This is a genomic window from Neosynechococcus sphagnicola sy1 (assembly GCF_000775285.1).
GTDB classification, from domain to species: domain Bacteria; phylum Cyanobacteriota; class Cyanobacteriia; order Neosynechococcales; family Neosynechococcaceae; genus Neosynechococcus; species Neosynechococcus sphagnicola.
Genome location: NZ_JJML01000028.1, coordinates 1 through 21,213, shown reverse-complemented (window position 1 = coordinate 21,213; position 21,213 = coordinate 1). Strand labels below are relative to the sequence as shown.

General features: G+C 49.8%; 18 protein-coding genes, 1 tRNA gene and 3 pseudogenes. 7 read left to right on the top strand and 15 right to left on the bottom strand.

Features of this window, described 5'->3' with window-relative positions; genetic code table 11:
* Positions 1 to 19: 19 nt before the first annotated feature.
* Positions 20 to 1,255 (bottom strand): methionine gamma-lyase family protein, encoded by a 1,236-nt coding sequence (locus tag DO97_RS12795; protein WP_036534034.1) that lies wholly within the window; start codon positions 1,253 to 1,255, stop codon positions 20 to 22.
* Positions 1,256 to 1,361: 106 nt separating this feature from the next.
* On the opposite strand from DO97_RS12795, the gene DO97_RS12790 reads away from it, so the two are divergent.
* Complete coding sequence (locus tag DO97_RS12790; RefSeq protein ID WP_036534031.1) at positions 1,362 to 2,174, top strand: acyl-CoA desaturase; 813 nt, start codon at positions 1,362 to 1,364, stop codon at positions 2,172 to 2,174.
* A gap of 129 nt (positions 2,175 to 2,303) precedes the next feature.
* On the opposite strand, the gene DO97_RS12785 is transcribed toward DO97_RS12790, so the two are convergent.
* Entirely contained in the window at positions 2,304 to 3,215 is a 912-nt protein-coding gene (locus DO97_RS12785) for a glycosyltransferase family 2 protein (RefSeq protein ID WP_036534029.1), read from the bottom strand.
* A gap of 299 nt (positions 3,216 to 3,514) precedes the next feature.
* Positions 3,515 to 3,597 (bottom strand) — tRNA-Leu (locus DO97_RS12780).
* A 155-nt stretch (positions 3,598 to 3,752) separates the two neighbouring features.
* Between DO97_RS12780 and DO97_RS23190 the strand changes: the two genes are divergently transcribed.
* Genes DO97_RS23190 through DO97_RS23180 form a run of 3 tightly spaced genes read left to right on the top strand, consistent with a single transcriptional unit; the run spans position 3,753 to position 5,101 of the window.
* On the top strand, positions 3,753 to 4,166 hold the full coding sequence (locus DO97_RS23190; RefSeq protein ID WP_052128703.1) for a hypothetical protein: 414 nt from the start codon (positions 3,753 to 3,755) through the stop codon (positions 4,164 to 4,166).
* Positions 4,167 to 4,224: 58 nt separating this feature from the next.
* Positions 4,225 to 4,647, top strand: coding sequence for a HEAT repeat domain-containing protein (locus DO97_RS23185; RefSeq protein ID WP_081980741.1), 423 nt, complete (start codon positions 4,225 to 4,227; stop codon positions 4,645 to 4,647).
* Positions 4,532 to 5,101, top strand: coding sequence for a HEAT repeat domain-containing protein (locus DO97_RS23180; protein WP_052128702.1), 570 nt, complete (start codon positions 4,532 to 4,534; stop codon positions 5,099 to 5,101). The genes DO97_RS23185 and DO97_RS23180 overlap by 116 nt, the downstream gene beginning before the upstream one ends.
* A gap of 4 nt (positions 5,102 to 5,105) precedes the next feature.
* Here DO97_RS23180 and DO97_RS12770 read toward each other — a convergent pair whose 3' ends face one another.
* Complete coding sequence (locus tag DO97_RS12770) at positions 5,106 to 5,567, bottom strand: hypothetical protein (RefSeq protein WP_036534026.1); 462 nt, start codon at positions 5,565 to 5,567, stop codon at positions 5,106 to 5,108.
* A 114-nt stretch (positions 5,568 to 5,681) separates the two neighbouring features.
* A pseudogene (gene hisA, locus DO97_RS12765) lies at positions 5,682 to 6,459 on the bottom strand (1-(5-phosphoribosyl)-5-[(5-phosphoribosylamino)methylideneamino]imidazole-4-carboxamide isomerase).
* A 142-nt stretch (positions 6,460 to 6,601) separates the two neighbouring features.
* Between hisA and DO97_RS12760 the strand changes: the two are divergent.
* Entirely contained in the window at positions 6,602 to 7,474 is an 873-nt protein-coding gene (locus DO97_RS12760; RefSeq protein ID WP_052128701.1) for a hypothetical protein, read from the top strand.
* 65 nt (positions 7,475 to 7,539) lie between these two features.
* Here the strand turns inward: DO97_RS12760 and DO97_RS12755 are convergent, their stop codons facing one another.
* The 10 genes and pseudogenes from DO97_RS12755 to DO97_RS12710 all read right to left on the bottom strand — a co-directional run bounded on the left by DO97_RS12755 (position 7,540) and on the right by DO97_RS12710 (position 18,767).
* Positions 7,540 to 8,217 carry a methyltransferase gene (locus DO97_RS12755; protein WP_036534024.1) on the bottom strand — a complete coding sequence of 226 codons (678 nt, stop codon included), beginning with the start codon at positions 8,215 to 8,217 and terminating at the stop codon, positions 7,540 to 7,542.
* Positions 8,218 to 8,312: 95 nt separating this feature from the next.
* Positions 8,313 to 9,459, bottom strand: a pseudogene (locus tag DO97_RS31245) (DegT/DnrJ/EryC1/StrS family aminotransferase).
* A gap of 134 nt (positions 9,460 to 9,593) precedes the next feature.
* Positions 9,594 to 10,685, bottom strand: a complete 1,092-nt coding sequence (locus DO97_RS12745; protein WP_036534021.1) for a GNAT family N-acetyltransferase — start codon at positions 10,683 to 10,685, stop codon at positions 9,594 to 9,596.
* A gap of 8 nt (positions 10,686 to 10,693) precedes the next feature.
* Complete coding sequence (locus tag DO97_RS12740; RefSeq protein ID WP_036534019.1) at positions 10,694 to 11,290, bottom strand: sugar transferase; 597 nt, start codon at positions 11,288 to 11,290, stop codon at positions 10,694 to 10,696.
* Between the two features lie 61 nt (positions 11,291 to 11,351).
* Complete coding sequence (locus DO97_RS12735) at positions 11,352 to 12,518, bottom strand: glycosyltransferase family 4 protein (RefSeq protein WP_036534016.1); 1,167 nt, start codon at positions 12,516 to 12,518, stop codon at positions 11,352 to 11,354.
* Positions 12,515 to 14,465, bottom strand: a pseudogene (gene asnB, locus DO97_RS31240) (asparagine synthase (glutamine-hydrolyzing)). Before asnB ends, DO97_RS12735 begins: the two are co-directional and overlap by 4 nt.
* A complete protein-coding gene (locus DO97_RS12725) occupies positions 14,466 to 15,311 on the bottom strand; it encodes a class I SAM-dependent methyltransferase (protein ID WP_036534013.1) in 846 nt (281 codons plus the stop codon). It lies immediately after the preceding pseudogene.
* Positions 15,280 to 16,413: a glycosyltransferase gene (locus tag DO97_RS12720; RefSeq protein ID WP_204368617.1), complete on the bottom strand. Its 1,134-nt coding sequence runs from the start codon at positions 16,411 to 16,413 to the stop codon at positions 15,280 to 15,282. The genes DO97_RS12725 and DO97_RS12720 overlap by 32 nt, the downstream gene beginning before the upstream one ends.
* Before the next feature lie 36 nt (positions 16,414 to 16,449).
* Entirely contained in the window at positions 16,450 to 17,583 is a 1,134-nt protein-coding gene (locus DO97_RS12715; protein ID WP_052128700.1) for a glycosyltransferase, read from the bottom strand.
* A complete protein-coding gene (locus DO97_RS12710) occupies positions 17,580 to 18,767 on the bottom strand; it encodes a glycosyltransferase family 4 protein (protein WP_204368616.1) in 1,188 nt (395 codons plus the stop codon). Before DO97_RS12710 ends, DO97_RS12715 begins: the two co-directional genes overlap by 4 nt.
* A gap of 380 nt (positions 18,768 to 19,147) precedes the next feature.
* Between DO97_RS12710 and DO97_RS12705 the strand changes: the two genes are divergently transcribed.
* Both DO97_RS12705 and DO97_RS12700 read left to right on the top strand, forming a co-directional pair.
* A complete protein-coding gene (locus DO97_RS12705) occupies positions 19,148 to 20,257 on the top strand; it encodes a GmrSD restriction endonuclease domain-containing protein (RefSeq protein WP_036534006.1) in 1,110 nt (369 codons plus the stop codon).
* On the top strand, positions 20,254 to 20,901 hold the full coding sequence (locus DO97_RS12700) for an MAE_28990/MAE_18760 family HEPN-like nuclease (RefSeq protein ID WP_036534002.1): 648 nt from the start codon (positions 20,254 to 20,256) through the stop codon (positions 20,899 to 20,901). The genes DO97_RS12705 and DO97_RS12700 overlap by 4 nt, the downstream gene beginning before the upstream one ends.
* Positions 20,902 to 21,213: the final 312 nt, after the last annotated feature.

The window sequence follows — 21,213 nt, the reverse complement described above, 5'->3', positions numbered from 1 at the left end:
AGTCATTGCTTGATGCAACTTAATTGCTAGCTGTCTCAACCGCAGCGATCGCGGCTTCCAGAGCCAAGGCAACATGAGTCCAGTGGGTGCCCCCCTGACAAAAAACAATATAGGGGGGTCGCAGCGGGCCATCGGCGGAAAATTCAGCCGTACTGCCATCAATGAAGGTTCCGCCTGCCATCACTAACTGGCTGTCGTAACCCGGCATCGGAGCAGGTACGGGATCTAAATAAGACCCAACGGGTGAAGATTGCTGAATTGCACGGCAGAAGCCGCAGAGTTTTTCCGCAGATCCCAATTGGATGGCTTGAATGACATCACCTCGGGGTGCTGTGGGTAGCGGGTTCACCGGGTAACCCAACTGCTGGAATACCTGAGCCACGAGATAATTCCCTTTCATGGCCTCTCCCACCATCTGGGGAGCCAGGAACAGCCCTTGGAATAACAATCGGTTCTGATCGAGGGTAGCGCCGCCACTACTGCCAATTCCAGGAGCTGTTAAGCGACAGGTCGCAGCTTCCACCAGATCAGCCCGCCCCGCTACGTACCCCCCAGCGGCGACAATGGTGCCGCCTGGATTTTTGATCAGAGAGCCGGCTAGCAGATCAGCGCCCACAGAGGATGGTTCTTGATCAGCGACAAATTCACCATAACAGTTGTCTACAAAGCAGACTGTATCTGGATTCTGTTTCTTCACCAAATGGATGATTTTCTCAATATCGGCGATCGCTAAACTGGAGCGCCAAGAGTATCCACAGGAGCGTTGAATCAGCACTAATCGCGTGCGATCGGTAATCGCGGTGGCCAGAGCTGGCCAATTGATGGTGCCAGCTGTGGTCAAATCCAGTTGCCGATAATGGATACCAAATTCTCGCAGGGAACCCTGCCCACTTCCCCGCAGACCAATCACCTCTTCCAGGGTGTCGTAGGGCGCACCTGCCACCGCTAGCATTTCATCGCCGGGACGCAGCACTCCAAATAGCGCGCAGGCGATCGCATGGGTTCCTGAAACAAACTGTACCCGCACCGCCGCCGCTTCGGCTCCCATGACTTCGGCAAAAACTTGATCCAGAACTTGCCGCCCCAGATCATCATGCCCATAGCCCGTCACCCCTGCAAAATGATGCACTCCGACTCGATGGTGGCGAAAGGCCTGGAGCACCCGACCTAAGTTTTGCTTGACCTGAGCGTCAATACCAGAAAAGATGGGTAGTAGTATTTGCTCTGCTGTCTGCAGCAATTTGGAGCTGTCCATCAATCACCTTAATGTAGGAGTGGGCGATGCCAAGCCCATTCTCGCCTAAACCGGATCGCATCAATTGTCTGGATCGGAATTAAAACCTACGCCTTAAAATCTCTGGATGACTATCGCAACTTCAACTCAACTTCGACGCGCTTGGCCCATTATTCTCTTTATGGCGACAGTCCATATTGGGGCACTGTTTGCGTTCTTGCCGAGTAATTTTAGCTGGGCAGCAGTTGGCCTGATGGTGTTCTTACATTGGGTAACCGGTGGTCTGGGGGTAACCCTGGGACTCCACCGTCTGGTGACCCATCGGAGCTTCCAAGCTCCGCGATGGCTGGAATATTTCCTGGTTTTTTGTGCCAGTCTTGCTTGCCAAGGAGGGCCAATTGAGTGGGTGGGTCTGCACCGCCACCACCATCTCCATTCTGATGAAAATGTGGATCACCACAACTCTGGTCGCGGCTTCTGGTGGAGCCATATGGGTTGGATGTTCTACGAGGTTCCTGCTAAAGCTGAGATTGACCGATTTACCAAAGATATCGGTAATGACCCGGTCTATCGTTTCTTCGAGCAGTATTTTCTGCCCGTCCAGATTGGTCTGGCCGTGGTGCTATATCTGATCGGGGGTTGGCCTTTTGTCATCTGGGGAATTTTTGTGCGCCTAGTGTTGGTGTACCACTGCACTTGGTTTGTCAACAGCGCTACTCATAAGTTTGGTTACCGTACCTACGATGCTGGCGATCGCTCGACGAACTGCTGGTGGGTTGCCCTTTTAACCTATGGAGAAGGCTGGCACAATAACCACCATGCGTTTCAGTACTCTGCCCGACATGGCTTAGAGTGGTGGGAAATTGACTTTACCTGGATGATGATTCAGGTCTTGCAGTCTTTGGGGCTGGCCTCCAAAGTGAAACTAGCCGAGAAGTAGAAGTCATCTCGACTCAACCGCTTGCTCCTTTACCCCTTTACTCTATTTATTGTCCGTAAAGGAGCAAGTCTTTCTCCGGAGGGTAGTTACCGGGAAGCAACGGCAGAGTCAGGGAGCTGGTGGCAATGGCTATCCATTCCGTAGCTGCCGTAAATACTCAAACAACAGCGAATTGTTAATACTGATGTAGTCCTCAGGCATGGATGGCTGCCACTTCTGCCGGAACTTTGTATAGGCAGATTGGATTTCCTGCGACCGTCGCTGCCGTAGCTCTAGCATTTCGGTGCCACTGGTAGATGCTTCGTGCATCATGTGGCCAGCCCCCCAGTGCCACAGCCAGGCTCCTAGGGCACAGACCAACTTGAAGCCAGCTCGCTGGGCGCGCAATCCATAATCAATGTCCCCAAAATAGCTGAAATACTGCCGATCCACTGAGCCAATGGCATCAATGACAGCCCGACTCAGGATGAAGCAATCCCCCGTGAGGATGTCGTCTTCAGCGCTGGCCCAACCAAACTGTTCCAGCACTTGTTCCGCAAATTCGCAAATGTCCCAATAGGTGGTCAAATCCTGGACAGGAAGCAGTTCATATTGGGGGAAACAGTCGCAATGGTTACTCTTTCCCCGAACAATGCCATGCTGCGGATCCAGGAGGGATACCACCAGGGTGGACACTAAAAAGGTCGGGGTCAGGATCATGTCGTTGCTGAGAAACAAAATGCGATCGCCCCTGGCCTCATCCAACCCCAGTGCTAGCACGCCCGTGTAGTGATGCTTGTGTTGAAGATCCCAATACCGAGTACCGGGATAAGCCTGCTGAAAGTCGGTAAAGAGCCGCTGTATCGCCACATCCTGAGAGTGGTCATCAATGAGTAAATATTCTGGCTCTACCCAGAGGTCATAGTGTTCCAGGAGCGCCATGGTATCCACCAAGGCATTCAGGCATTGCTCGGTAAACAAGGGATTATTACAAGCGGGAACAACCACACTCAGCGTGATCGGTTGTTGAGCCTTAACAATATCAGGAATCAAAAACACCATAGGGACAGTGCAGATCCGGTCAATCTCTCCAGAACATGTTTGAAAAGTATACTGCTTCAGCCATCGCAGATTTCAGCCACCAATTTCATCTCCAACCCCATCCCCTGGATCCGGTGCGATCGCGACCTAGCTGATGACCCCTGACACCGCTATCTATCGAGATGACACGGTGGATGAGTTTCGTCGAGATCGTCAAAAATGTAATTGAGCTGAACCTCTCTGCTCGGTACTTGCAGTAGATCTAAGGTTTTCGGGAGATGGCCGGAGTCAGTCTATCGATCCCTGATGTCCGCAATATATGGGGGCGGTGGGACTTGAACCCACACGATGTTACCATCAACAGATTTTAAGTCTGTAGCGTCTACCATTCCGCCACGCCCCCAGAGCCTGGAATTCGATTCTACCGGACTCTTGACCTTCTGTGGGAGTGAATTGCAGATCCCCCCCCTACTTCTCAATTATTTGTGATGTTTTTTGCCTTGCTTCCTGCCCCAGGGATAGTATCTTCTTAGAGGTTTTGGGGATGGTGATCATATTTTGCGATCGCGCGGCAATGGGTTTGAGCTAGCTCAGGCAGCTCTAGAGAGGCAGGATTGGGCTTTTTTGAGTCAATGGTTACGGCAACAAAGCCTGGACACAGAAGGTTGTGTTCTCAGCACTCCTGGGATCACTCCACCGGAGCAGGGGGAACGGTTCCAGCTACTCACCTTGGCTCTGGCGGTTTTGTCGGCGGGGGATTTTCAAGCCCGCTGGGAGGTGGTCAAGGTTTTCCCAGGGTTGGGGGAGATCGCCATCGACCCGTTAATTGCCCTACTCCAGAATTCCGAAGTGGAGGAGGAATGCCACTGGTTTGTGGTGCGGATTCTGGGAGAATTTCAGCATCCAGCTGTTCTGACGGCACTGGTAAATCTGCTGCAAACTGTGGCGGGGGGTAGCGGAAGATCAGGCTGAAATTGCTGTTGTAGCCGCTCAGTCACTAGCTGCCTTTGGCAGCGAGGCGATCGCGGCATTGACTGATTTACTAGCAGACCCCAGCACTCGCTGTTTAGGAGTACGATCGCTGGCCTACCTGGGACAGCCAGCAACCATCCCGGCCTTACTGAGCGTCATTGAGGATGAGGATGTCACGGTACGTACCCTTGCCATTGAAGCCCTGAGTTATTTACAAGACCCGCGGGTTCCCGAGGTATTGTTGCGATCGCTCAGCGATGCGGCGGCGGCGGTGAGGCAGGTCGCGGTTCAAGGCTTGGGGGTACGACCATACTTGGCAACCCACCTGGATCGGTTGCAAATACTGGGGGGAGCGGCTCTGGGACATGGATCCAGAGGTTGCTCGTCAAGCAGCGATCGCCCTGGGGCGCTGGGGAACGGGTGCAGCTGTGACAATGCTGATGCAGCGGCTAAAGGCCGTGGGGACGACCATCGAACTTGAGATTGAAATTGTCCGAGCCTTGGGCTGGATTGGCACTGCTAAGGCTCTGGAAGCCTTAGGCCACAGCCTCACCCTGGATCACCCGTCAGACAGATCGATCCTACTGTCTCAGGAAATTGTCAACATCCTGGGACGAGTGACCCCTGATCTCAAGGCGGCAGCCGCCGCAATTTTGATCTCAGGTTTACAGTCCAATACCCCCAGTTTCCAACACCCTAGGATTCGCCAGCTGGCAGCCCTGGCTTTGGGGCAATTGGGAGCCATTCAAGGGTTGGAACCCCTGATTCAACTCCTCGCGGATGCAGATTTGGGTGTCAGGTTACACACCATTACAGCCCTCAAGCAAGTGGGCACACCCGAAACTATTTATCAACAACTCCAAGCACACTTAGCAGCGGTCAATCTATCTGCGGCACTGCATCAGGGCATTACTGAAGCCTTGAAGGAGTGGTGACCGGTTACTGGGGTGCAGAGCCGTCCTGCTGGCGCAACTGCTCAAGTTCCGCTCGAATCGCAGCGACCTGGGTGGTGAGTTCCTGTAGCTCTGTTTGGAGAGCCGTTGATACCACGGTTGTTGCTGTTGTATTCACGGTTGCGTGGCTAGCTGCGTCCTGCTGTTGTTGACGATAGTGTCCTAATAGCGTTTCGACAAAACTGCGCCCTTCCCGCTCAGCGACTTCACCTTTAGTAGCCCATTCTTGGGTTAATTGTTCCAGGGTCTCCTGAAGTTGTTGGATGCGCTCGTCCCGTTTCTGAGGATCTTGAAGCACATAGGGCAGTTCACTCAGGGATTCTTCCCACTGATGAACATTTTGCTGACGCTTTTCCGGGTCTTGCAGCATCTCTATGAGGGAAGATGTCGCTCCCAGGGAGATTTGCCATCCTTTACGCAGCGAGTCAATCAGGCTATCAAGATTCATAGTTGCATTAGGTGCGGAGGATACTTCTAGTTTACAAAACTCAGCATTTATTTCCCAGATTGTAGCCCGGTCAGTCCGCGAGGTTGGTTGCTGTTTGGAGGCAATCAAGCATGACTAGGCAAAGGTGGAGAAACCTACATCCGTCGTGGGGACATCCTGCCAGCGCCCATTGCCGATGGCTCGCAACGCCTCTGGTAAGGCAATCGCACCCGTATATAAGGCTCGACCCACAATGGCACCTGTGACCCCCAGGGGTACCAGACTCAGCAAGCTCAGTAAGTCAGTGATGGAACTGATGCCCCCCGAGGCAATGACGGGAATTGATACAGTGGTTGCCAGTTCCCGCAAAGACGCTAGGTTAGGGCCTTGGAGGGTTCCATCCCGATGTATATCGGTATAGATCAGGGCACTGACTCCCAAGGTTGTCATTTGTTGGGCCAGATCCGTCGCTAAAACGTCCGAGGTCTCTAGCCACCCCTTGGTTGCCACCCGCCCTTCCCGAGCATCAATGCCAACGATAATTTGTCCCGGAAATTCTCCACAGAGGTCGGCGACGAGTTGGGGTTGCTCCACAGCAATGGTTCCCAAAATCACCTGGTGAACCCCCAGATCCAGGAGCTGTTTAACACTGGCGCGATCGCGCAGCCCCCCCCCCGACCTGAATCGGCACCTCCACGGCCGCAACAATCGCCGCAATGCTCTCAAGATTCACAGGATGTCCAGCTTTGGCACCATCCAAATCGACAAGATGTAAGCGAGGAGCCAGTTGAGCACTCCATTGGCGAGCGATCGCAACCGGACTTTGATCAAAAACCTGGGCTTGGGCATAATCACCCTGATACAGGCGTACACAACGCCCCGCTAATAGATCGATGGCAGGGATGACATCCATTGCACAACTCAGCCTTGACGGTATTTTCATTCATTTGCGAGTTTAGCGCTTCCAGCGGGTAACCAACAGGGTGGCGCGGAGACTAGGATAGAATTCGGCTGGCAATTTGGACGGGAACAGCCAGTACTAAGCCGATAAATGCATGGATAATCCGAGTCACTGGCAGGCACGGGAGATATCTGCTGCCTTGCTGAAATCAATGACAGAGTTAGAAATGGCGCAGTGGCGGCGGCGGGAAGGCCACCAGATCCTGGAGCATCGGGGTCGCTATTGGGAGGAAGTGCGGCGGGGATTCTATCAGCCCATTCACTGGTTGGCGCGACTGACCCCTGAGGAAGCAACGGCTCCAACGCCATGGTGCTGGGGTTTTCGAGCTGTTCTGGCGGCAACAGATCGGAGCTTGCCTGCTAACGGGGCTATGCCCACCCATCTGCTGACCAATCTGGCCGATTATCATCCGCAAAACTTCTCCTCCAAGCGCAAATATGATCTACGGAAATGCCAAAAATTAGTGCGTTTTATGGAATTAATGGGGCCAGCTCTGCTCCAAGCCCAGGGATACGAAGTCCTGGCTTCGGCGCTCTTGAGAACGGGCTGTGCCCAACCTCCTGGGTGGCGGGCATATCAGCAGCGATTCCAGGATTACTTTCATCCCCAGCGGCGGCTGGTGATTGCTGGACTCATTGATGCCAAACTCGGGGGATATTTAGAAGGTTTTGCCGTTGATGGCACGGCGTATATTGATGAAATTATCATTGCCACTGAAGCATTACCGAGCCAAATTGGTACCGGACTTGTTGTGGAGTTTGTTCAAGCTTGTCAGCGCGCTGGGAACATTCGGGAAGTGGTGTATGGCTTGCATTCCCGTGAGGATACTGCGCTATGTTTTTTCAAGGATAGGATTGGTTTTCCTGTAACATGTTTGCCTGCTAAAGTGAAAATAAACTTCCTCGTTCGTAAGCTAATTCAATGGCGTTATCCCCATGTCTATTATCGGCTAACCGGAACTCAATAATCCCTTCATTTAGCGCCAGTTAAAATCTACAATCATCTGCCTTCTCTCATGCCTTGATCAGCAAGTTATGTATTTTTTTCAATTATAATAACTTCGTGGGGGTTCCACCACCAGGTTTTGATTTCTACCACACGCAGTTGCTCTTTTTGTTGCGATAGAAAATCTAAAACACGTTGACGGGTTAAAGAGCGGGTACCGTAGGCTAACAAGAGCTGACCGCGATCGCTCAAGAATTCTGAAACCGTTGCAAATAACCGAGGCATATAATTATCTGGATCTAAGTCATAGTAAGGATTCCAGAATATAAGATCATATTTGCAAGGAGGAATATTGGCAAAAATATCTGAATAGAAAACATGGACGTTAACGTCATTCAGTTCGATATGTTTTTTACTGCTGTCAATAAATTTTTGATTAATATCGGTTGCATCAATGGTTTGATCAGTCAGCCGGGATAAATAGCCACACAGAACGGCAAAAGATCCAACCCCAATCTCCAGGAGTTTAAGATGGGGTGATCGGCGCATTTTTGCTTCTAAGACTTGTTGTAATAAGATCGTCGTGATATTGAAATAAATGACGCGAGGCTCTTGCTTTCGATTTATGGGAAGCACTTTCATACCAAAGTGCCATCGGGTAATTAATGGAGATTGAAGATACTGAAAATAAAGGGATCGGGCAACAGAATGGGCACCGGAGGTATGATATTTATCAAAGAGAAAATCTAAGGGGGAAGTGGGCATAAAAATCAGAATCTCCTAATACTATTAATGTTGCTGAGTCAACCCTTACCTAAACCTAGAGCCTACTATATCAGGTCTGATGACGACCGCTGATTTCAACCATCGACTTTTGCCCGTTGATGCACTTGTAAAATGGCAGTAATGACTCGCTCTAGATCTTCAAGGGTTAAATTAGAACCGGACGGGAGACAGAGACCGTGGGTAAATAGGTCTGCTGCGATCGCTCCTCCGATGGATTCACAGTCAGCGAAAACAGGTTGCAGGTGCAGGGGTTTCCAAACCGGACGGGCTTCAATCTGTTGGTGCGCTAGGGCCACACGAACCTGTTCACGATCGGCACCAAAGGCAGCCGGATCAATCCTCAGGCAGGTGAGCCAGCGGGTCGCCCGACCAAAGGCAGCTTCTGGCATGAACTGGATACCTGGTAAGATTCCCAGCGCCTGTTGGTAGATCTCAAAATTGTGTCGTCTCGCCGCCACGCGATCGGCGAGAACCCTGATTTGGCCTCGGCCAACCCCCGCGAGGATGTTGCTGAGACGGTAGTTGTAGCCAACCTGCGAATGTTCGTAGTGGGGAGCCGGATCACGGGCCTGGGTTGCCAGAAAACGAGCCGCTGCCATCAGGTTGGCATCTTCAGAGACCAACATCCCCCCCCCGAGAGGTGGTGATAATTTTGTTGCCATTGAAGGAATAGAGACCCATGCGCCCCAAGGTTCCTGGCGATTTCCCTTTGTAAGTAGCTCCCAGAGATTCTGCTGCATCCTCCAGCAAGGGAATACCGTAGAGATTGCAGGCATCTAGAATCGGATCGATATCAGCACTTTGTCCATAGAGATGCACCACCACCACGGCTTTGGGTAGCTTGCCTAACCGAGCTTTTTGCTCCAAAATCTGCCGTAACAAGAGCGGGTTCATATTCCAGGTACCGCGATCGCTGTCAATAAAAACAGGCTTGGCTCCCAGGTAGATAATGGGGTTCGCCGTGGCAATAAAGGTCAGAGTCGAGCAACAGACTTCATCTCCTGGGCCAACTCCCAGTAGCCTCAAGGCAAGGTGGAGGGCTGCGGTTCCTGAACTGACAGCGGCGGCATGTTTTGCCCCAACGAGATCGCAAAACTCTAGTTCAAAGGCATCGATATGCGGGCCAACGGGTGCAATCCAGTTGGTGTCAAATGCCTCTTTGACAAACTCCAACTCCTGGGTGCCCATGTGAGGAGTAGAAAGCAGAATTGGCTTGTCCAACCTGTTTAAAATAACCTTAGTGACGACAGAAAATCAGGGATAAACAAAGGGGATGAGATCGAATTCAAGCTCAATCATCAGGGAAAATCCTGGCTATTGATCATAATCGATCACTGAACAGTCTGGCGTAGGATTTAAGGACTGGCGACTGGCATGACTGAACAACGATAGGCGGGGAAAAAGCTTGTCTCTCGAAGTTTGCAGAGATTGGTACCCAATTGCCGTGCTCGTAATTCCACCATCTCTGTATATAGGGTTTCATTTAGAATCAGGCGCAGCGTTGAAAACTGATATCGCTGTCGTGAAAAGCCAGCTTTAAAGTGGTAAAGACTATCGGCAGCGCCACCTACTCCCCCGCCTAAGTGAAATAGGGTATTGCCTTGTTGCTTTGCCCAGTAACGAACATGATCAAACATCAGTTTGCTGGGAGCTTGCTTGAGATATCCCCCCTTGGTGCCACCAAGGTGATACTGAACCATGCCACCGCAAGATGTAAATAATCCGGCACAAACCACTTGCTCATTGAGTTCCACAATACAGAGATGCAGGTGCTTCTCCCAAGCCCTTAATAGACCGAACAAATACTCCAGTCCAAAATAGTAAGACTGGCTGGCAAGGACGCGATCCATGGTCTCCTCGTAAATCTCATTAAATTTTTCTATGAATAAAGCAGGCTCTACCATGCGAGCAACAAATCCCTGGCGCTTACATCGGTTGATCTTATTCCGATGTTCTGAGCGAGTCTGCTGCCAAATTTCTGCGTCAGATAGGGTGAGGTCAACGGCAATTGTTTCCCCTGTTAATTGCAGGCCCAAGCCAGGATAAATTTGATCAAAATTCTGATTCAAGATCGGATGGAGTCGCAGAAATGCCGAGCAGATTCCCATACCTTTAAATTTCTCTATCATCATGGTAAAGGCTTGCTGGATAAACGTGGATTCCCACGCTGCATCACTCAACAAGATGCCGGGATAGCCATAGGGCGAGATCAGATCAAAAACAGGAGATTCTCCAGATTCATTTTCTAATAGGCGATCGCAGGATCGGACTAAGTAAGGCAGAAAGAATTGCTGCTGTTTTTCTGTAATGAGAATTGCTGCTGCGGTTGCTTCAATTCTGCTGGCTTCTAACGCCAGATAACCAGGTCGGTGATAGATATCATGACGGAGATGCTCTAATGTCTCCAGCCAAACCACACTGGAACAGTCAAGAATTTGAACGTCCATGCCAGTATTTATCCCTTAAATTCTTCCATCGTGGCTTGACCCTCTTGATTGATGCCTTCCCGGTTTACAACCTTGCCAATGGTGCGCAATAAAATTTGGCAATCCAGCCATAAATTGGCATGATCAACATACCAGACATCCAGTTCAAACCGTTCTTGCCAGCCCAGGTGATTGCGACCATTAATCTGTGACCATCCGGTAATCCCTGGTTTGACATCATGACGACGGGCTTGTTCCGGCGTGTAGCGATCGAGATAGGCGACTAAAAGTGGGCGGGGCCCAACAAAACTCATCTCCCCCTTGAGCACGTTCCAGAGTTGGGGCAATTCATCCAGACTGGTTTGCCTTAAAAACTGCCCAAGACGGGTGAGGCGATCTCCATCGGGCAGCAGGTTTCCCTCTGGATCTCGGGCGTTGGTCATGGTGCGAAATTTATAAAAGGTAAATAATTTGCCTTTGTAACCAGGACGGAGCTGGGTGAACAAAATCGGGTAACCCATCTGTAGATAAATGGCGATCGCGATCGCCATCAAAACTGGTGACAAGAGGATCAACCCTAGGAAAGCAAATATAAAATCTAGGAATCGTTTGATTATTTGTGTCATCCTCTCATCCCTGGGGCGACTTAAGTTCTGGAATTCGTAATTTACAGTTTCGAACCTGAAGTTAAGCTCTGATTCCATACAATTCAGTAATGACACGATGGATGACTATTTTCTCATCAAAAAAATCGATTGCCATCCGTCGAGAGAATTTCCCAAACTGGGATCTCTGGGCTTGATTCTGCATTAATTTTTCCAACTTTTCGGCCAGAACAGAAGCATTTTTGATCGGCACCAGATACCCATTTTTACCATCTTCAACCACCTCCTTACAACCGACACTATTCGAGGTCACAATCGGCTTTTCCATGGCTAAGCCTTCCAACAAGATCCGGGGCACTCCTTCTCGATAATAGGAAACCAGAACTAAAATATCTGCTAACTCTAGAAAGTTTTTCACATCCAGGCGCATCTCGTCGATAATCTGCAGTCTATCGGAGCGATGGGCTTCAGTATACGCCTCTGGAACCGCATCCGGAGCGTCGGGATCTTTGGGACAAAGGATGACAAATTTCCAACGCTCGAACCGGGGTGCTAGCATTTCTACCGCTTCAATAAATTCCCGAACTCCCTTGCTCCAAATCAACCGTGAAGAGATCATCATTACACATTGTTCCGATGGAGAGAGTTGAATTTCCAGTCTCAGGGCTTTGAGGGCTTGGGGATCAACTGTTTCCCTGGAAAACTCAGTTAAATTCACCCCACTGCCTCTAATTACAATTCCTTTGGTAGGGATAATTAATTTTTTTCGACTAAAAAAATCAAAATCATCTTGATTTTGAAACCATGTTTTATTACTGATCGATAATGCCCATCGATACAGCAACATCACCAGGGGACGAATGCAGATACTGACAAGTAATTTTGACTCCGAGGCAAAAATGAACCCAATTCCAGATACCAGGGAAACAATGCGCGGAACCCCCGCCAATTTCGCCGCAAAGGTGGCAAACAAATTGGGCTTAATCGTCATGGTATGAATCAGATCAAACTTTTGGCTGATAAAAATTCTATAAAATTGCCACATCAGCCTTAAGTCCTGAAGGGGACTGATAAAGCGATACATTTGAATTGGAATATAGATGGCTCCCAGGGCTTGCAATTTCTCGACAAAAGGACCAGGGGGCACAAGGACATATACCTCGATATTTCTGGCAATCAGGGCTTGAATCAGACCACCTCTGAATTGCCACATCCCATGATCATCATTGGTGATCAGCGCAATTTTCATTGATTTTCATCCAGCCAAGCTTGGAACATCAAAATATCCCAGAGATAATACTGCCAATTGCGATCGCCCCTGAGATGCTGCTGCCACTTTTCTTGAATCGGTGCCGGGTTAAAAAAGCCCTGTTGCTGGAGTCGCTGGGGATTGATCAGGGATTCAGCCCAGTCCCTCAGGGAACTGCGGAGCCATTCATCAATGGGAATCCCAAACCCCATTTTCGGACGTTCAATCAGTTCCAAGGGCAGGTAGCGGTGGAGGACTTGTCGCAACAGCCATTTGCCCCGCTGGTGACGAATTTTCATCGATAGGGGAATTGTCCAGGCAAATTCTACAACTCGGTGATCTAAAAACGGCACCCGAGACTCCAGACTCACCCCCATTGAGGCCCGATCGACCTTGGTGAGAATATCATCCGGTAGATAGGTAACCAAGTCGAGGAACATCATTCGCTGGGTGAAGTCTGGCAACTGCGCCCAAGATTGGCGATCGCTCAACCGAGTCAGCGGCTCTTGACTTCCTGGCACAATGGCCGTGGGTTGTTGCCAATGGGAAACCAGCGATCGATACATCAAATCTGGACTGTCAACCCCCAAAATGCGGGCAATCTGGTGCATCCGTTCCCCCGTGAGATTGTAGCGACTGTGGGCAGGAACTAGGGTAGCAATCCGACCCAGAAGGCAATCCCAGGTCGGACGGGAGACTCGATTCAACCCCGCAGCCATGAGGGTTCGCAATGGCAGGGGTACCCAGCCCACTCGCTGCCAGAACTGCCGCCCCGTGAAGTAACGATAATACCCCCCAAATAATTCATACCCCCCCATCCCCAGAGAGACTCACCGTCACCTGTTGGCGGGCTAGTTGAGCGACGAGAAAGGTGGGAATTTGAGAGGAATCCGCAAAGGGTTCATCGTAGAGACTGGGTAACTTTGGGATCACCGCGATCGCATCGGGGGGAGTGATATATAGCTCCGTGTGATCCGTGCCTAAATGTTGGGCGATCGCTTGGGCGTAGGGGGCTTCGTTGTAGTCCTGTTCGTGGAAGCCGATGGAAAAGGTTTTCACCGGGCGATCGCTCTGAGCTTGCATCAACGCCACGACGGTTGAGGAATCAATGCCCCCGGAGAGAAAGGCTCCCAAGGGGACATCGGCCACCATTTGTTGACGAATGGCCTCCCGGAGCAAGTAGTCTAACTCCTCGATCGCTGCCCCCTCACCACCAGTGAAGGGATGGGCAACTCCCCGCTCGGCAATCTCGGTGGCAGACCAGTAGGGAATTGGTGCCGGGTGATGGTGTGCTTGATCGAAGGTGAGCAGGGTTCCCGGCGGCAGTTTGAAACACCCGTCGTAGATGCAGTAGGGAGCTGGAATGTAGTTATGGCGGAGCAAGAGGGTCAGCACATCACGGTTGATCCGACCCTGCCACTGGGGGTGGGCTTTCAATGCCTTAAGTTCGGAACCAAACACCAGGGTTTGCTGGCACCAACCGTAGAACAGGGGCTTTTCTCCCAGGCGATCGCGCCCCAAATGTAACCGTTGCAACTCCCGATCCCAGAGGGCAAAGGCAAACATGCCCACAAACCGCTGCAATGACACCTCCACTCCCCACTGGCAAAAAGCGGCCAGCATCACCTCGGTGTCAGAATGGCCGCGAAATCCATGGCCGAGGGCTAGCAACTGTTGGCGCAGGTCCCGAAAATTGTAAATTTCGCCATTAAACACCATCACATAGCGACCATTGGCAGATAGCATCGGCTGGTGCCCTTCCGGAGACAGATCGACAATTGCCAACCGCCGATGTCCCAGAGCCAAGCCCACGGTTTCATCCCCCCAGGTTCCCCCATCATCGGGGCCACGGTGGCGCAAGCGATCGGCCATGGTCTGAACCATCGCCTCTAATTGAGCCGTACTGAAGACTGCGGACGGGTGCCAAAAGCCAGTAAGTCCACACATTTATTTCTTGTAACCTAGGGCAACCCAGCCCGGCTCAGAGTCATCAAAAATAATTTTCTCTAGGCCAGAGTTTTCCATCATGGAACGAATTTGGGCTTTCGTAAATCTCTGTTCAAGGCGGGTTCCAAAGCGATCCAGGGCATCCGTCCTAATAGAGTAAAACCGCCGATGTCGATAGGAAGATAGGGGAATGGAATCGACATTAACGCCTAATTTTTCTAACCCTAGGGAAAATCGAGCCAAGGGCAGATAAATCAATAGGGCAATGACCTGACTGACTGCATACCGCATTGGGAAAGGTAATCTGGAAATCAAAAAACGCCCCAATTCACTGATTTTCCAGATCCATCGATACCACCAGGGTTTATTATCAAATGCATAATACATATAAAGTAAAAATGGTGCTCCTGACTTCAATTTTTCGACACAGGATCGAATTCCTTTTTCCGGATCAGGAATATGGTGTAAAACACCCAGAGCATAGCCAAAATCCGCTGTAGCATTTCCTAGGGGAATATTCTCAACCCCCGCAAGGATAAATTCGCAATTTTGGCACTGAGACAAATTCTTACGAGCAACATTTAAAGCAGAAACACTTGGATCAATGCAATAGAGTCTACCAATTTTTGGGGCGACCAATCTGGCCCAGCGGCCACTGCCACAACCGATGTCCAATCCGACAGCATCTTTGGGGAGACACTGCCAAGGGAAAATTGAAAAGTACTCATTAAACATTTGCAAGCCATCCTCTGAGGATAGAGAAGATTGATCAAATGCTTGCCATTCCTCACCGAAACTCTGAACCACGATGGGATCAATGTTTCCATTTAGAAAAGATTTCTTCATAGACAGCCTCATATTGCCGGACAATTTTATCAAGAGCAAAGTGCGCTTCTACCCGCTGACGTGCTTGTAAACCAAGAGCTTGACGTGCAGATCGATCCATACAGATCAGGGCTTTCCATGCTTCACAGAGTGCCACCGGATCAGCCGGGGGAATCACAAACCCAGTCTCTCCCACAATCCAGGCCGCATCCCCCACATTGGTCACGACACAGGGAACCCCACAGGCCATTGCTTCCCCAATTACATTAGCAAATCCTTCCCCAAAACTAGACGTTGAACAGGCAATATCGAGGGCAGCAGTTAATCGAGGAATGTCCTGTCGCTCTCCCCCAAGATGAACATGGGACTCCAGTCCTAAACTGCGAACTAAATTGCTGAGCACCGGGTTCTTGGGAGTCACCTCAGAACCAACCAGGAGAAACTGTGTCTCCGGAAAAATTGGCAGCAACAAAGCTGCTGCCTGGAGAAAATATTCATGCCCTTTCATGACATGAAATCGACCGATCAGACCAATGATGATTGTATGATCTTCGAGACCTAGTTCTTGTCTAATTTTTAGCCGATTTGTGAGGGAAGGATGAAACAAATCGGTATCAATGCCATTGGAAATAATCACAGTCTTGAGCGGGGCATAGTGAATTCGATGATGATCCTCCGCTCCCGACCGACTGTTATAAATAATTCCCTCGGGCAGGTGAGAGAAATGAGCCAGCAATCCAATGATCAGTCGGGTGGTTAATTTAGTCTCTGATGGTTTGAGGGCGGAATGGCGGATACTCCAAAGTATAGGGACACTGGATGAGAGAACGTATCGGCTGATTTGGGCAATCAAGTTGCCATGGGTCATCCAACCTTGAATTAGATCCGGGCTAAGTTTTCGCATCAGAGGGATAAATGCCAGGATCGCCCTCAAATTGATTTGTTGGGACTTCATTCCGACGCAGTAAACAGGAATCCCCAGATGCTGAATTTGATCCCTGAGACTACCACCGGGGGTTAGGGAAATGACACTAGCCCGAAACTTCCCCCGGTTGAGTCTTGAGAGCAGCTTATATAGCATCATTTCAGCACCGCCGGTGAACAAACCGGTGATCACAAACACTAGATGTTTGGGGGCACGGGGGGGAAGGATCGGTCATCAGAACCTCAGGGTTTGGCGCTGGAGCAGCGATACCAGTGCATCTTGGGTGGTCATCGCTAGCTGTTGCACACTCAAGTGCTGGATAATCCGGGCTCGCGCTAACTGTCCCAGGTGTTGCCGATCCATCGCCAGACAAGCTTGCCACCCCGCAGCTAGGGCTTGAGGATCGGCGGGAGGCACGACAATACCCGTCTTGCCAACAATCCACGCAGAATCTCCAACATCGGTGACCACACAGGGAACCCCACAGGCCATCGCTTCTGTAATCACGTTCGAGAAGCCCTCACTGGTGGAACAGGAAGTGGCAATATCGAGGGCATTTTGCACCTCCGGCACATCCGTCCTCGCGGCTGACCAAGTGATGCGATCTGCAATCTCTAAATCGGTCGCCAGTTGCTGGAGTTGATCAGCTGTGTCCAACCCACTGCCGATACAGACAAAATGGACATCCCGGCGTTGTTGGCAGAGCAGGGCGGCTGCTTTTAAGAAGGTAGGGTGATCCTTGAGGGGATCAAGCCGTCCCACCAGACCAATCAGAATTACGGAGTCGGGAATTCCCCAGAGAGTGCGCAGCTTGACTCGACCCTGGGGATCGGGTTGGAAGAGATCGCAGTCAATGCCATTGGGAATCGTAATGGTTTTAGCCGCTGGGAATCCTTGGGCAATATGAAACGCGCGTCCGGCCTGGGAATTGGCAATAATCAAGTCGGCAAAACCAGCGAGGCGGCATTCCAGCCAGAACAAAAGGCGGATGAACCAACTGTATTGGCGCAAATTATCCTGAGCTGTACGAATTCCCCAAACAATCGCTATCCGAGGAAACCATGGCTTTAATAGGATCACCAGCAGATTGGGATCGCTGAGGTAGCTGTGGAGAATCTGGGGCTGAATCTGGTGCAAATAGCCGCTCAACCGCCCATAAAACCTCCCCAGATCCCAGCGTCCTCGCTTCTCCAGGGACAGCACCCGGATGCCACTCTCTACAAGGGTTGTTGCTAAAGTTCCCTCTGAATAAAAACAAATCACGGTCACCTCAAACTCAGTCGGGTCAAGGGCTTTAACCAGGGTAACCAATTGAGTTTGGCTGCCACCGAAGTCAAGGGAGCGAATCAAGAAGACAATTTTGATCACGGGTTAGATTGCTTTGAGTTCAACCCAGCGCCTGAGATCACAGATGCAATGGCTGATTCCCATAACCCCAAGACGGTCTTTAAGCTAAAGCGTGTTAGGACTTCCGGGGCGAGAGCTGATAATTTCTGCCGTGCGATGGGATCTGACATCAGGTGGTGCATTGCGGCTGCTAGGGCTTCTACGTCCTCACTGGGAACCAGAATACCATCCACCCCCGGACGAATGATGGCACGGGGACCGCTGGGACAGTCGGTGGCAATCACCGCCAAGCCACAGGCCATGGCCTCACACAGGGCGTTGGGGAACCCTTCATAACGAGAGGCCATGACAAAAACATCCGCCTGTTGTAACCACCCATAGGGCTGCTTGACCAGGCCGAGGAAGTGGACTTGCTCCCCGATGCCTAGGCGATCGCCGAGGGCTTCCAAGTCCCCTCGGAGGCTGCCCTCTCCCAAAATTTTCAGTGTCCATTCCGGATGGCGATCGCAGACTTGGGCAAATGCTTGGAGTAACAGGTCATACCCTTTCTCGGGACCTAGGCGACCCATGGCAATCAGCGATCGCCCTGAGGGTGCATCCCGATGGAACTTCCCCGATCCGGCATCGATTCGGGGCGCCAGCACGGGATTGGGAATCACCCTGATCCGTGACTGCAACCGAGGTGGAAAATACTGTTTGACCGTCAGGGACTGCACCACAATTTGATCCGCCCAAGGATAGGTGCAGCGCCGCAGCAACTCCCAGGTCTTGCCAATGACATGGCAATTGGGATCAGTACGTTCGGTCACAATCACCGGAATGGCGAGAAATCGGGTCGCAATGAGAGTCAGGATATTCACCTGATCAATGAAGCTGATCACCACATCAGGCCGACTGTCCGCGATCGCCCGACGCAGAGTCCACAGGCGGTGGCAATTCTGCCCAATGGCCTGCCACAGGGTTACCGACGGGCCAGAGGTTGCCAGCGATCGCCGCTGAATCTGGGGATCTAAGTCATAGAAGGGAGGGGAATCGCCACTATCGAGGGTCAGGAGGGTCACCTGCCATTGTTGAGCTACCCAGGCATTGGCCAGGATGGCCAGCACACGCTCAGCCCCCCCGGCACCCATAGAGGCAATAATCAGGGTGACACGCATATTAAAAATAATCAGCTTTACCTTGGAAAGAGTTAAGTACCGCAGCACTCAAGCTACATTGCTGTCCACATTAATGTAAAGGTACAGCTCCTTGGTTAGAATTCAGGAGCCTAGAACCAGTATCCCAAAACTCTTCTGGATTCTGACTTCTAGAGTCTTAAGTTAGGACGTACTACATAGGACTGATAACGGTAAAGTTGTGCGGCGGCTAGTAGCCTTTGATACCTACAGATAACCTTCGCTCCGTCCGCACCAACGCATTGTTCGACCGCTGGCACAGGTGATCTGAGTCAATCTATACCAATCTGGCTGGAATCACCTTCTGATATGGGATATTTGCACGACTGTGCTGAAAATTTTCTACAATGAAAGCCAGTCACTGATTCAGTTTCACTCCAAAAATCTCGAAGAGGTAAGAGGATATCTAGATGGCCTTACAAGATGAGATTGACTTAAGAAGTACCGAGGTCAAGTCTGATAGCTACTCAATGTCAATAGGTGAGTTGACTAACCTCTACCAAGATAAAGAAATAGACATACATCCAGAGTTTCAGCGTTTTTACCGCTGGTCTCCTCTACAAAAGACTAAGTTAATAGAATCTATCCTGCTGGGAATTCCTCTCCCGCCTATTTTTGTATCTCAAAGGAAGGATGGGGTTTGGGATGTTGTAGATGGACTACAAAGATTGTCCACTATTTTTCAGTTTATGGGAATTCTTCTGAATGAAGAGAAGAAGAAAGTTGAGCCTCTCACTCTGGAAGAAACAAAGTATTTGCCTTCGCTCATAAATAAGAAATGGGATAATCCTGAAGATCCTGAGAACGCCTTCACTGCGGCTCAGAAGCTTTTTATCAAGCGATCTAAGTTAGATGTCAAAATTATACTGAAAGAGAGTGATGAAAAAAGTAAATATGAATTGTTTCAGAGATTGAATACAGGAGGGTCGCCGCTTTCGGATCAAGAGTTGAGAAATTGCATTCTAATTATGGAAAATCGCAAGATGTTTTCCTGGTTATCCGAGCTATCTAAGGATGAAGGATTTGAACAATGCATTGTCTTAACAGATCGTGCCAAAGAAGAGCAATACGATATGGATCTTGCACTCCGATTTATAGTCTTTAGGACACTTGATGCTGAAGAAGTCAAGAGAGCGAAAGACATCAATGAGTTTGTGACAGATAAAATGCTAGAGATTGCAAGGAATCCCGATTTTAACTTTGATCAGGAAGCCAAGGCATTTAAAGCTACTTTCAGTATCTTAAACGAAACTATAGGGGCAGACTGCTTCCATAGATATGACGTTCAGAAACAAAGATTTCTGGGTGGGTTTTTATTATCTGCTTTTGAGGCAGTTGCCCTTGGTATTGGATATAACTACGAAGCTATTCTAGATGTTAAAAAGAGTTTTGATATTTTAGAACGGATTAAAAAGCTATGGGGAAATAAAGACTTCATAAGAAGAATTGGTTCTGGGAAAACAGCTAGTTTGCGGATGCCAAGAATAGTTCCTCTGGGAAGAGATTTATTCCAACCATGACTAAGATTCGGACTATATCTCAGCTAAGCGATCAGCTTTCTGAGGAAATTGCATGGCGAAAAAAAGAGTTGATATACATCAAAACTTTAGTCGAGAAAAATAAATATCGAACTGTTCAATCCACTTTGCTTAGGAGCGGTACTGCAATTTTGTACGCGCACTGGGAAGGCTTTGTTAAAAATGCTGCGACATCTTATGTAGAGTTTGTTGCTAGACAAAACCTAAAATGCTCAGAACTGGCACCTAACTTTCTAGCTTTGGCTGTTAAAAAACAGCTGAATGAAGCTCAAGGCAGTTATAGAGCAGTTATCTTTACCAAAGTTGTAGATTTCCTAATAACAGGATTAGAATCCAAGTGCTTAATTCAATGGGATGATGCAATTAAGACACAATCAAATCTTAATTCTGAAGTCTTGAAAGATATTATCTGTATCTTGGGGCTAGACTACTCTCTCTATGAAACAAAAGAAAAAATTATTGATGAGACTTTGCTTCGTTCTAGAAACGAAATCGCACATGGACAGTATCTATTAATGGAGTTTGATCAGTATATAGAATTGCACCATGAAATTATATCGCTGATGGATTTGTTCAGAGATCAAATCGAGAATGCAGCCATATCAAAAGCTTACCTTTGCACGTAGAACTCATTGGGCGAGCAGGCGAGCCCCGCGAGTGATCGGCCAACGTTTGAATTCAGCGACGGTAACGATACTCTGCATCCCCGAAGGGATCTCCATACCGTCCGCTGAAATGATTAATTATGCGTACTGTGAGTTCAATCTATATTGCCATCGCCCTTTGATGATATCAACACGTAAAGCCTACAAATCTCTACCAGTAGCGATAGCCTTTTGATGATATAGCGGCTATTAATCTGGTAAAGTACAGTCGATTCTTGAATGGCAAAAGCTTCAGGAATAGGAGCGTACCACACTTGACCGAGAACCGCTATA